At 62.5% G+C, this 11,643-nt stretch carries 8 protein-coding genes and 1 pseudogene; 5 read left to right on the plus strand and 4 right to left on the minus strand.

Going from position 1 to position 11,643, the window contains the following annotated elements; genetic code table 11:
* Window positions 1-10: 10 nt before the first annotated feature.
* Both hemH and HNW77_RS16215 read right to left on the minus strand, forming a co-directional pair.
* Window positions 11-136, minus strand: a pseudogene (gene hemH / locus HNW77_RS16210) (ferrochelatase); the annotation flags it as partial.
* A 463-nt stretch (window positions 137-599) separates the two neighbouring features.
* On the minus strand, window positions 600-1,670 hold the full coding sequence (locus HNW77_RS16215) for a COX15/CtaA family protein (protein ID WP_172159060.1): 1,071 nt from the start codon (window positions 1,668-1,670) through the stop codon (window positions 600-602).
* 117 nt (window positions 1,671-1,787) lie between these two features.
* Between HNW77_RS16215 and HNW77_RS16220 the strand changes: the two genes are divergently transcribed.
* From HNW77_RS16220 to HNW77_RS16240, 5 genes are all read left to right on the plus strand, one after another.
* The gene (locus HNW77_RS16220) at window positions 1,788-2,480 is read left to right on the plus strand and encodes a TVP38/TMEM64 family protein (RefSeq protein WP_172159061.1); all 693 of its coding nucleotides are present in this window, start codon (window positions 1,788-1,790) and stop codon (window positions 2,478-2,480) included.
* An 86-nt stretch (window positions 2,481-2,566) separates the two neighbouring features.
* Window positions 2,567-3,865: a multidrug effflux MFS transporter gene (locus tag HNW77_RS16225; RefSeq protein WP_172159062.1), complete on the plus strand. Its 1,299-nt coding sequence runs from the start codon at window positions 2,567-2,569 to the stop codon at window positions 3,863-3,865.
* A gap of 184 nt (window positions 3,866-4,049) precedes the next feature.
* The gene (locus tag HNW77_RS16230; protein ID WP_172159063.1) at window positions 4,050-4,580 is read left to right on the plus strand and encodes an adenine phosphoribosyltransferase; all 531 of its coding nucleotides are present in this window, start codon (window positions 4,050-4,052) and stop codon (window positions 4,578-4,580) included.
* 136 nt (window positions 4,581-4,716) lie between these two features.
* The gene (locus HNW77_RS16235; RefSeq protein WP_172159064.1) at window positions 4,717-6,951 is read left to right on the plus strand and encodes an FUSC family protein; all 2,235 of its coding nucleotides are present in this window, start codon (window positions 4,717-4,719) and stop codon (window positions 6,949-6,951) included.
* A 107-nt stretch (window positions 6,952-7,058) separates the two neighbouring features.
* Complete coding sequence (locus tag HNW77_RS16240) at window positions 7,059-9,848, plus strand: glycosyltransferase family protein (RefSeq protein WP_172159065.1); 2,790 nt, start codon at window positions 7,059-7,061, stop codon at window positions 9,846-9,848.
* 187 nt (window positions 9,849-10,035) lie between these two features.
* Here the strand turns inward: HNW77_RS16240 and accC are convergent, their stop codons facing one another.
* Window positions 10,036-11,385 (minus strand): acetyl-CoA carboxylase biotin carboxylase subunit, encoded by a 1,350-nt coding sequence (gene accC / locus HNW77_RS16245; protein WP_172159066.1) that lies wholly within the window; start codon window positions 11,383-11,385, stop codon window positions 10,036-10,038.
* A partial coding sequence (locus tag HNW77_RS16250; protein ID WP_275942162.1) for an acetyl-CoA carboxylase biotin carboxyl carrier protein occupies window positions 11,385-11,643 on the minus strand: 259 nt, incomplete at its 5' end. The genes HNW77_RS16250 and accC, both read right to left, overlap by 1 nt.

Consider the following 11,643-nt stretch of genomic DNA (forward strand, 5'->3'; position numbering starts at 1 on the left):
GGGCCCGGCCTCAGCCAGCAGGGGCTGCCGGGTTGCGCGGCAGCCAGCCGGCCAGTTCCTCGCGCACCAGGGTCTCGAGCAGGTCAATCGCATCGGGCGAATTATTCAGGCACGGGATCAGGGCCAGCGTCACGCCTGTCAGGGCCTGTTTCAGCTTGTGCATGTTCCATTCCTGCATGTCTTGGGTGGGCTTTATCGCAGAAAATTAATGATCGGGAAAAGACGCGGCGCGGCCCATCTTGTCACGTCGCTTTCCATAACGCGGGGAGAGCCGCGACGGATGCCCGGACGGGGCAGGAGGACGGAGGCGCGCTGCTGTATTCATGAATGGCATTCCTGCCCGGTTTGGGCCGATGCGCAAGCGTGGGGTGCCGCGCCGTAACACTCCGTAGCATAACCGGCTTCAGAGCCGGATCACGGCCATGGCCAGAAAACCGTTGTCGCGACGGGCAGGATTAAGGAACCCGTTCAAAAAACACAGTCCGTTGCCTGAAAGGCAGCCGGAGTTCTGGGGGCCGCCTCTTTTCCAGAAGGCGGCATCCCTTGCCAGGAGCCTTCTTTATGATCCGTCGCGCTGCAACGGACGAGGCGCCAGCCCCTTACGGGCGCCCCACCCCACGCAGACGGTGCAGCGTGATGATGGCCGCCGTCAGCACGATGGCGGCACAGGTCTGGTGCACCGTGCCCGCCCAGACCGGCACGACCAGCAGCAGCGTGGTAACACCCAGCGCGTATTGCAACAGCACCAGCCAGCCCAGCACGCTCAGGGCCGCATGGACCTCCTTGCCCAGTTGCGGCGTGCGCAGCCCGAGCACGATCGTAACACCAATCAGCACCGCCGTGGTGGTGGCCAGCAGCCGGTGGTCGAACTGGATGGCGGGAATGTTCTGGAACCAGTTCAGCCAGAAGGGATGCAGTTTCGCATAACCCTGCGGGATCAGGTGCCCATCCATGAGGGGGAAGGTATTGTAGGCGAAGCCCGCATGCGTGCCCGCCGTAAAGCCGCCCGCGATCACGGTGATGCCCACCAGCACGCAGATGGCCCAGGCCAGCGCATGGATGCGCCGCACGTCAGGCGTTGCGGGAATGAAGGCGGGGCGCGGCGTGCGCACGGACAGCGCGGTCCATAAAATGGCGATGTAGAGCGCGAAGGCGCAGCACAGGTGCAGCACAAGCCGCACGGGGGCCACCGCCGTGCTGTCCGGGTTGAAGCCCGATGCCACCATGAACCACCCGATGGCGCCCTGCAGCCCGCCCAGCACGAAGAACAGCACCAGCCGCAGCGCCAGCCCCCGGCTCAGCGCCCCGGTGATGGAGAACCACACCAGCGGCACCAGCAGCACGAAGCCCATCAGCCGCCCCCAGAAGCGGTGCGTCCATTCCGCCCAGAAGATCTGCTGGAAGCCCGCGAGCCCGAAGCCATCATGCAGGATCTTGTATTGCGGGATGGTCTTGTACAGCGCGAACTGCCGCTCCCATTCCGCATGGCTCAGTGGCGGGATCATGCCGGTGATCGGCCGCCAGTCCATGATGGACAGGCCCGAGCCGGTCAGGCGCGTGTAGCCGCCAAGGGCGATCATGCCCACGAGCATGAAGCAGATGGCGAACAGCCAGGTGGAGATACGCTGCCTGTTGCGCAGATCCTGCGCGGAAGGGGGCGTGCGGCCCATCAGGGAGCCAGTGGAAGGATATGCGGACATAACCGGATTTAGACTGGCCTTGCAGTAAGCCGCAAGGCGGTGCTAGGCGCGAAGGAACATATATTCCTCCACAACCGGGATGCACGCATGACAGTACCGCACGCCGCACCGTCCCTTCCCGTGGCACAGGGCAGCCTGCGCGTGCTGGTCCGGCCCCTGCTCCTGCTGGCGGCCTTTGTTGCGCTGACGGTGGTGCTCGGCCGCCTGCCGGGCGTGCGCGGCATGCTGGCGGCAGGTGGCGGCCTGCATGCGGGCGCAGGCAGTGCGGCCGTGTTCGTGCTGGTGGCCAGCGCCTTCTGCGGCCTCGGCCTGCCCCGGCAGGCGGTGTGTTTTGCAGCAGGCGCCGCCTATGGAATCGGGGCCGGATGCGCGCTGGCCACGATGGCCACGGTGGCGGGGTGCCTGTGGGGTTATGGCTGGGGCCGGTGGGCGGGGCGCATGCGCATGCCTGCCCGCCTTGGCGCAACCCTGGCACGGGTGGAAGGGTGCGTACGGGTCGCGCCCTTCGCCTCGGTGCTGGCGCTGCGGCTCATGCCGGTGGGCTCGGCGCTGCTGCTCAACCTGGCCGCGGGCATGCTGGGGGTCAGGGTCGTGCCGTTCGTGCTGGCCACCGTGCTGGGCAGCCTGCCACAGACCGTGGTGTTCGTGCTGGTGGGCACGGGCATGCAGCTTGGCGGTAGCGCGCGCATCGGGGTGGCGATCGGGCTGTTCGGCCTCTCGGCGGGGGTGGGGGTGTGGCTCATGCGCCGCATGCGCGGTGTGCTGCCATGGCAGGAATGAATTGCAGTGATGTTGTAATTAGAGGGTGAAAAAATGGACCGGGCTGGTCTACTAGTCCCCACAGTCTTTTAATATTGGAGCGCCTCATGGGCTCATCCGCAACGGCGGGCCGTCCGGCAGAAACACCCGTGCCTGAAACGACCGGCCGCCCCATGGGCTGGATTGCGATCCTGCTGGGCTTCCTCACCGCGGTCGGCCCGGTCTCGACCGATATCTACCTGCCTGCCTTCCCCGAGCTTGAAACCACGTTGCACGGCCGTGCGGGCTCGGCGCAGATGACGCTGGCGGTGTGGTTCGTGGGGCTGGCCATCGGCCAGATCACCATGGGGCCGCTATCGGACCGATTCGGTCGCCGTAGGCCCATGCTGGTGGGCACGCTGGTCTATACGCTGGCCTCGGTTGGCTGCGCCATGGCGCGTGACATTCCCACCTTTTCGTTCTTCCGCTTCGTGGCCTCGCTCGGGGCTTCGGCCAGCCTGATCATTCCGAGTGCCTGCGTGCGCGACATGTCGCATGGCAATGAATCCGCGCGGCTGATGTCGCGGCTGGTGCTGGTGATGGGGGTCGTGCCCATCCTGGCGCCCACGCTGGGCGGGCTGGTGCTGTCGATCGCGTCGTGGCGGTCGATCTTCTGGGCGGCGGCGGTGTACGGCGTGATCTGCATCGGGCTGATCTGGCGCGTCCTGCCCGAGACCCTGCAGCCCGCCAACCGCAGCGAGTTCTCGCCCGTGACGCTGTTCAGCCGCTATGTCATGCTGGCGCGGGACCGGGGGTTCATTACCCATGCCATGATCGCGGGTTTTGCGTGCTTCATGTCCTTTACCTACCTGTCGGCGGCGCCTTCGGTGTTCATTCACCAGTTCGGGCTCACGCCGGCGCATTTCGGCATGATGTTCGGCGTGTTCGCGGTGTGCATGATCGGGGCCTCGCAGCTCAATGGCGTGCTGGTGGGGCGCATTGACGCCGCCCGTATCCTTGGCGTGTCGGTGGGGGTTGCGGTGGCGGGCACCATGGCCATGACGGTCATGGCCATTGTCATTGCGTTCGCCATGCAGCATGGCGGGCATCCGCCGCTGTGGATGCTGGGCTGCCTGATCCTGGCCATGATGGTCTCGTTGGGAACGACCGGCATCATCGGCCCCAATGCCACGGTGGGCGCGCTGGCCGACCACCCGCGTTTTGCGGGCAGCGCCTCGGCTTTTGTCGGCACGCTGCAATATGTGCTGGGTGCCGTGGCCGGTGCCTTCGTGGGCATGCTGCCCGCCAACTCGCCGCTGCCCATGGCGGGCGTGATGCTGATGGGGGCTGCGATCATGATGGTGATGGTGCTGCTGCGCCCCGCCCGTGGGCCTGCGTCCATCCCTGCTGGCGCGGCTGAGGAATAAAATCTTCTTCCCGGCACCCTGGCGGGTGATGGGCTGCCAAAGCAGCGGCAAGGCGTGCGGATGGGGTTGTCGGGCTGGCGCGTGGCGGCTACAGCGGGGAGCCGTCCAGTGGGCGACAGTTTCGTGAACGGGGCGCCTATGTCCCGGATTTGTATGACCATGCAACGGGGACCGTGCACCGATCATGACGACCGCCCAGATCGACCTGAAACAGTATATTCGCCATATCCCGGATTTTCCCAAGCCGGGCATCCTGTTCTACGATATCTCGACGCTGATGCGGAATGCCGATGCCTGGCAGATCGCCATGGGCCGCCTTGCCGCCGCCGTAGCCCCCTGGGCGCCCGATGTGCTGGCTGCCATCGAATCGCGCGGGTTCCTGACGGCAGCGCCCCTTGCCAGCCGCCTGGGCTGCGGGCTGGTCATGCTGCGCAAGCCCGGCAAGCTGCCGGGCGAGACGGTATCGTACAGCTATGACCTGGAATACGGCTCCGACTCGCTGCACATCCAGGCCGATGCGATCCAGCCCGGCCAGCGCGTGGTGGTGATGGATGACCTGCTGGCAACCGGTGGCACGCTGGTGGCGTCCGTCGCCCTGCTGCACAAGGTGGGGGCCAATGTGGTGGGGGCCGCCACCCTGATCGAACTGACCGGCCTTGGCGGCCGCGACCGGCTGGACGTGCCGGTCAAGACGCTCGTCTCTTACGACGAATAACCCACGGTCCGGGCGCTGGTGGTATGCGGCATACGCTTTCTTCCATGCGGTCATTCGGCTGTCAGCCTGTTCGTACACCCGCTATGGTGTACGCTATGCAGGCATCGTATCTGGATAGGGGGAGCCACGCGCCGGGATGAAAGGTCTTGAGCTTTCCCTGACCCGTTTTCAGGATCAGATACGGGCATTTTTCCGGCGGCTGTGGCCGCCGGGCATGACCCTGCGCCAGGACCATCTGCGGTGGCTGTACGCGCCGGGCATCTTCACCTTCGGCTATGCGCTGCGCACCACCATTACCTCGCTCATCGCGCTGGGCATCGCGCTGTGGTGGGAGCTTGGCAGCCCGCAATGGGCGGCGCTGACGGTATGGATGGTCGCACAGGGCTCGCGCGGCAAGAGTGTTGCCAAGGCGCGGTGGCACCTGTTCGGCATGGTGGTGGGCACGATCTGCGCCGTGCTGCTGGTGGCGGCGTTTCCGCAGGCGCCGCTCATGTTCATCCTGCTGCTGGCCATCGGCATCGGCACGTTCTGCTTCATCGGCACGCTGCTGCCCGGCCCTGCCACCATGACCAACTACCGCATTCACGGCATGCGGGCGAGCGGGTTCACCTATGCCATCATCTCGCTCGATGGCATTGCCGACCCGCAGAACATCTTCCTTACCGCCATGTCGCGCGCGACCTATATCGTGCTTGGCATCGTGCTCGAGAGCACGGTCTCCTCGCTGTTCCAGTTCAAGCTGGCCAAGCGCGCGCAGGACCGGTTGGCCGACAATTTCATGACCGCCATCAACGGCGCGGCCCAGACGCTGGCCTCCCTGCTGTCGGGTAATACGCAGGTGCTCAAGCAGGCGCGTGGCGTATTCTCCAACATCACCACGCTGAGCGACCAGATCGAGTTTGCCGAGGTCGAGATGGGCGCCCATCGCGGCCATGAGGGCGATCATGCCCGTGCGGCGCTGGCGCGGGTGGCGATGCTGCTCTCGCGCGGGCTGGATCTGGCCGCCCTCATGCAGGGGCCGGTGGGCCAGCCCGATGCCGCGTTCAACGCGACATCGAGCAAGGTGCAGGCCTTCCTCAAGGACATGGCGGGCGAGCTTGAGGCCAGTGACGACATCCACCCCGTTCTGGCCCGGCTGGCGGAACTGCAGGCGGCGTGCCGCCAGAGCGTGGCCGATTCCCTCAACCAGGAAATGGGCAGCCCCGGCAGCCCGCCGGTTGACCCGCAACTGGTGCAGATGCTCTCGCAGCAGCGCATGCTCAATTACGCGCTGGGCCAGATCCTTGATGAACTCGAGCAGGCGCTGATCCAGTTCGATGCCAGCCGCAACCCGCTGGCGCATGATCATTTTCACTACCGGCTCAAGACCTTCCGCGACTGGCAGCAGGCCTTTACCAACAGCCTGCGCGCCTCGGTCACGATCTTCGGGGCGGGGGTGATCTGGATCACGACCGCATGGTCGGCGGGGCTGACCTTTATCATGTTCGTCTCCATCGTGTGCAGCCTGTTCTCCACGTTGGAAAAACCGGCCCTTGCCACGCGCGCCTTCCTTGGGGGGGCCATCATCGCCTCGATTGTCGGGGGCATACTGGTGCTGTGGCGCCTGGCCGAGCCTACTACATACGAGATCATGGCGGTGTGCCTGTTCCTGCCCATGCTGGCGGGCGGGCTGGCCTTTGCCTATCCGGCGCTGATCCTTGGCGCCGTGTCATACAACCTGTTCCTGCCCATCCTGCTCGGGCCAGGCAACCAGACGCGGCTGGACGAGGTGGCGTTTTTCAACACCGCCATGCCGCTGGTTGTCGGGCTGTGGTATGCGATGTGGGCCTTCAGGCTGGTGCTGCCGTTCGATACGAACGACATGCGCTGGCAGATGCGCACCGGCATCCTGCGCGGGCTGCGCTATGTGGCCCGTGCCCGCACGCTGCCCACCACGCTGTATGTGGTCGAGCACAACGTGGACCGCTTCGTGCGCCTGCTGACCAATGCGGAAAACACGCCTGACACCATTATCGACGCCTACCTGCAGGGCATCCTGTCGGCCATGACCATCGGGCTGAACGTCATCCGCCTGCGCGCCATCCTCGAGCGCCACCTGCTGCCGCCCGAGGCCCAGCGCGTGGTGGGCGAGATGATGGGCCGCATGGCGCAGTTCAGCGGGCGCTATGGCGGGCATTACGGGCGCACGGCGCGCTCGGCCAAATTCGCCATCATGCACCTGCAGCAGCTTGCCGGGCAGACCGACAACCTGGGCGTGCGGCTGGAAATAGACAGTGCGCTGGGGTGCCTGTACGTGATCTCGTTCGAACTGGACCACAACCAGAAATTCTTTGATGCCTCGAGCCCGTATCTTGATCCGGTCATGGCATGAGTGTGGCGCGGAGGCGGACAGTATTCCTCAATAACCTTGTCTTGAGAGTTTATAGACAATATGCCATACGATTTTTCAATATATATATATGATTGTAGAGAATTTTTATGATTGTAGACAATGCAAAAAAACAAGAGAAACAATCGTTAATTCATAAATTATCCCCTGTTATTTATATATCGATTATACCGATTTTTATTTGTATTTTTGCGTTTTCAAATTATTTCCTGAGTGATATTGCTTTATATTACAGTGGTGTAGTGTCTGGGGTCGGTAAAAAGATTTTATTGGGTGAACCTAGTATTGATCCCAATATAGGCTATATTTCTCTGGCGTTGACCTGGCAGGGGGTGCACCAGCTTTTTACCGGGCATCTGCCGTTGTGGAATTATTACGAGGGGTTCGGTCAGCCCCTTCTGGGTGAAATGCAGGCCGCCCCTTTCTTTCCACCAAGCTGGCTTGTGCTGCTGCCCCAGGGCGTTTTTCTGGAGCATGCCGTCCTGCAATGGATTGGCGCGCTGGGGGCGTATCTGTTCTTCCGCAAATTCGGGCTTTCACGCCGTGCCGCGCTGACGGGCGCCATTATGTGGGAAGTCAATGGCGTCTTTGCATGGTTGCAGAATACGGTTTTCAACCCGGTCGCGTTTCTGCCATGGCTGCTTTACTTTGTAGAAAGTCTTTTTGTTGCCTGCCGTAATACTGCGGCATGGCGTGACCTGACGGGGCTGCTCTGTGGCGGCATCCTGATGGGAACGATATCGCTCTATAGCGGTTTCCCTGAAGTCGTCTATCTTTATTGCCTGTTTGTTCTTGTCTGGAGCATTTACCGGTTTTTCTGCCTGCCTGAACGCAGGCAGCGCCTGTTCTATCTTGGCGGCCTGGGGGTTATCGCGCTTGGTACGCTGATCCTGGTTACGCCGTTGCTGATCGCTTTCTTTGAATTTCTCAAGCAGGCCTATATCGGCCGTCATGCGGCAACAAACGGGGCTGCGGATAATTACGCGAACATGGTCCTGCCCGCATCAGCCATGGCGCACTACCTGTTTCCCTATGCGTTTGGCGAGATCTTTGCCGTCAATGACAGGGACTGGTACGATATTGGCGGCTATATCGGGCTGGTTCCCTTTCTTGTCGCGCTGGCCAGCCTGTTCGCGCCAGGCCGCCGTACGGTCAAGATGATCCTGTTGGGGTGGGTTGTCTTTGCGGTTGGCACCTCGCACGGCATGCCGGTTGTCCATGCAATCGCCATGCATATTCCCGGCGTGGGTTATGCTGAATCCTGCCGCTTTCTCAATAGTGGCTGGCTGTTCTGCATGATTTTCGCCTGCGCCCTGTTCGTGGACCAGTTGCCGGGGCTTTCACGCGCGCAGGTTTTCCGCACGCTTGCCACTGCGCTCGGTGTGGGAGGGGCCATGGCCCTTTTCACGCTTTTCCTCAAGCGCAGTACGCTTCTGTTCGTATTGGCTGACCCTGATCATTACATACGGCCATTCTGCATAACCATGTTGGTGCTGGCCCTGATCGGGGCCGTTGGTGTGCTTGCAGCCAGTCTGCTTTCGGGGCGGCGAAGCCAGGTCGTTCTGATGGTGCTGCTGGTGACTGAAGTAACAACGTGGTACTTCGTGCCTTTCCTGTCCTATCCGCGTAAAGGGGAACTGGACCAGCCTCTCATAGCCTTCCTGCAGAAAAATGTGGGGTTCAACCGGGTCGTCAATGGTGAAAAACAGGGAATGAACCCCAATTTCGGGTCTTATTTCGGTATCCCTGAAGTCAATTTCAACGACCTGCCTACGCCGTTACGGACAGTGGATTATATACACGCCCATCTTGATCCGTTTGCTGATGGAACGGTCTATATCCAAGAACTGCCTTCCCTGTCCGATGAACAGGGACAGGAGCGACGACAGTCGTTCAGGGAACACCTGCCCAATTTCGGCGCGGCAGGCATCAAATACGCGATTGTCAATGCTACCGGCCAGCCACACAAACCGGTCTACCTGACCAAGTTATCTGCTGGCGGCCAGTCCTTTGTCCTTGAAGCAGGGCAGCGTTATCAAATATCGGTTCCTGGCCAGATGCTTGACCCGAACATGTACCCTGACACGAACACCTACGTCGCAACTGTACGGGTGAGGTTTGATACAGGCCATGCCAAGGGTGATGGCGTATTGAAGGTTTCGGTCTGTGCAGGAACGGTCTGTTCTCAAGGCACGAAGGACATGGCTGTTTTTGGGCATAAGGCCGAGACGGACATCCCGCTTGACCACATCCAACGATTTTCGGCCACGCAGCCCGTTGTTGTGACAGTAGAAAAAGTAGGTGGTGTTCATGGCGTGGCCTTCCGGTTGGGCGTACCCGTGGATGAGGGCATGACCCTCGCGGGCAATGCACAGGGCATTCCGGCCGGCCTGATGCCAGCCCTGACACTGGATACGGCTTCTTCCATTACCTTGCCCGCTCCGGTTTCCTATCAGGATGATTATTTCACCGTTTATGAAATTCCTGATCTTAAAACCTATTTTTACTCCGATACGTGCAAGGTTCATTTCGATACGCGTGAGGCTGCCGATGTCACCTGCGCCGAACCGGGCCGCCTGGAAAGGCTGGAACTGTTCTATCCGGGGTGGCGGGCGACAGTCGATGGCGTTGCCGCGCCGATCGAGGCTGATGACAAGACCTTCCAGGCGATTTCACTCCCTGCGGGGCAGCACCATGTGGTGTTCCGTTACGCGCCAGCGTGGCTGATGCCTTCGCTTGTTCTGGAGGGCATGGCATGGTTTACGCTGGGGGCCGGTTTTCTCGTGTCGGTGCGCAGGCACATGGGGCGCGGGCCAAGGGCAGGCGCAGAGGCACAGCCCCTGGCGCAGGAGGGAACTGTCAGGGAAGCGCTTCACTGACAAAGAAGTAAAATTTTCGGACGCCGCCCGTTTTCAAGAAAGGTGGCGTTCTTTTTGGTCGTTTTTTCACTGGGCCGCCATCATGCCCGCTCTGATGCCGGACAGGGGGCACCCATAAAAAAAGAGCGACCCTGCCCTATGGCAGAGGTCGCTCCCGGCTTTTACGCGGCATCCATCAGGCGGCAGGTCAGCCCTGCTGCTGCCGGGCCACGAAATTTTCCAGCCAGTGGATGGTGTAGTCCCCCTTGCGGAACTGGGGGTCTTCGAGGATCTTGCGGTGCAGCGGGATGACCGTTTTCACGCCTTCGATCACGAATTCATCCAGCGCGCGGCGCATGCGTTCGATCGCCTCAAGGCGGGTCGGCGCGCGTACGATCAGCTTGGCGATCATGCTGTCGTAATAGGGCGGCACGCGGTAGCCCGCATAGAGCGCGCTATCGATTCGCACGCCCAGGCCACCCGGCGGGTGGTAGACCGTGATCGTGCCCGGCGTGGGCATGAAGGTCTGCGGGTCCTCGGCGTTGATGCGGCATTCGATCGCATGGCCGGAGAACTTGATGTCGGACTGGCTGTAGCCCAGCGGCTCGCCCGCGGCGATGCGGATCTGCTCGCGCACGAGGTCTACGTCGCACACCATTTCCGTCACCGGATGTTCCACCTGCAGGCGGGTGTTCATCTCGATGAAGCAGAACTGCCCGTCCTGATACAGGAACTCCAGCGTGCCTGCGTTGCGGTAGCCGAGCTTGGTCAGGGCAGCGGTGGCGATCGCGCCGATCTCGTCACGCTGCGCTGCGGTCAGGGCAGGGGAGCCCGCCTCTTCGAGCAGCTTCTGGTGGCGGCGCTGCAGCGAGCAGTCGCGCTCGCCATAATGCACCACGTTGCCATGCGTGTCGGCCATGATCTGCAGTTCGATATGGCGCGGCTTGTCGAGGTATTTTTCAAGATAGACCTCGTCATTGCCAAAGGCGGCGCGGGCCTCGGTGCGGGCGACGCTCCACGCTTCCTCAAGGTCGGCCTCGGTGGGGGCGACCTTCATGCCGCGCCCGCCACCACCGGCGGCGGCCTTGATCAGCACGGGGTAGCCGACCTTCGCCGCGACCTCACGCGCCTGCTCCAGGCTTTCCAGCGCGCCGTCCGAGCCGGGCACCAGCGGCACGCCCAGCGCCATCATGGTGGTCTTGGCGGTGATCTTGTCGCCCATCATGCGGATATGTTCCGCCGTCGGCCCGATGAAGGTCAGGCCATGGGCCTCGACCGTCTCGGCAAAATCGGCGTTTTCCGACAGGAAGCCATAGCCGGGATGGATGGCATCCGCCCCGGTGATGGTGGCCGCCGACAGGATGGCCGCGACATTGAGGTACGAATCGCGGCTGGCCGGCGGCCCGATGCACACGGCTTCATCCGCAAGGCGGACATACATGGCATCCGTATCGGCCGTGGAGTGCACGGCAACGGTCCGGATGCCCAGTTCGCGGCAGGCCCGCAGGATGCGCAGGGCGATCTCGCCACGATTGGCAATGAGGATCTTGGAAAACATTACTCTATGATGACCAGCGCTTCGCCGAACTCGACCGGGTCGCCAGACTGCACCAGAATCCGGCTGACCGTGCCTGCGCGCGGGGCCTTGATCTGGTTGAAGGTCTTCATCGCCTCGATCAGCAGCAGCGTCTGGCCGGCGGCCACCTGCTGGCCTTCGGTCACGAAAGCGGGCGAGGACGGATCGGGTGCCAGGTAGGCCACGCCCACCATCGGGCTGGTCACCGCGCCGGGGTGCTTGGACAGGTCGGCCGGGTGG

The organism is Komagataeibacter melomenusus (assembly GCF_013155395.1).
Taxonomy (GTDB): Bacteria; Pseudomonadota; Alphaproteobacteria; order Acetobacterales; family Acetobacteraceae; genus Komagataeibacter; species Komagataeibacter melomenusus.

Excerpts from the sequence above, each read along its gene's own strand:
- HNW77_RS16215 (WP_172159060.1), bottom strand. The coding sequence starts at position 1,670 with ATGGGCCGCACGCCCCCTTCCGCGCAGGATCTGCGCAACAGGCAGCGT.
- HNW77_RS16220 (WP_172159061.1), top strand. The coding sequence starts at position 1,788 with ATGACAGTACCGCACGCCGCACCGTCCCTTCCCGTGGCACAGGGCAGC.
- HNW77_RS16225 (WP_172159062.1), top strand. The coding sequence starts at position 2,567 with ATGGGCTCATCCGCAACGGCGGGCCGTCCGGCAGAAACACCCGTGCCT.
- HNW77_RS16230 (WP_172159063.1), top strand. The coding sequence starts at position 4,050 with ATGACGACCGCCCAGATCGACCTGAAACAGTATATTCGCCATATCCCG.
- HNW77_RS16235 (WP_172159064.1), top strand. The coding sequence starts at position 4,717 with ATGAAAGGTCTTGAGCTTTCCCTGACCCGTTTTCAGGATCAGATACGG.
- HNW77_RS16240 (WP_172159065.1), top strand. The coding sequence starts at position 7,059 with ATGATTGTAGACAATGCAAAAAAACAAGAGAAACAATCGTTAATTCAT.
- accC (WP_172159066.1), bottom strand. The coding sequence starts at position 11,385 with ATGTTTTCCAAGATCCTCATTGCCAATCGTGGCGAGATCGCCCTGCGC.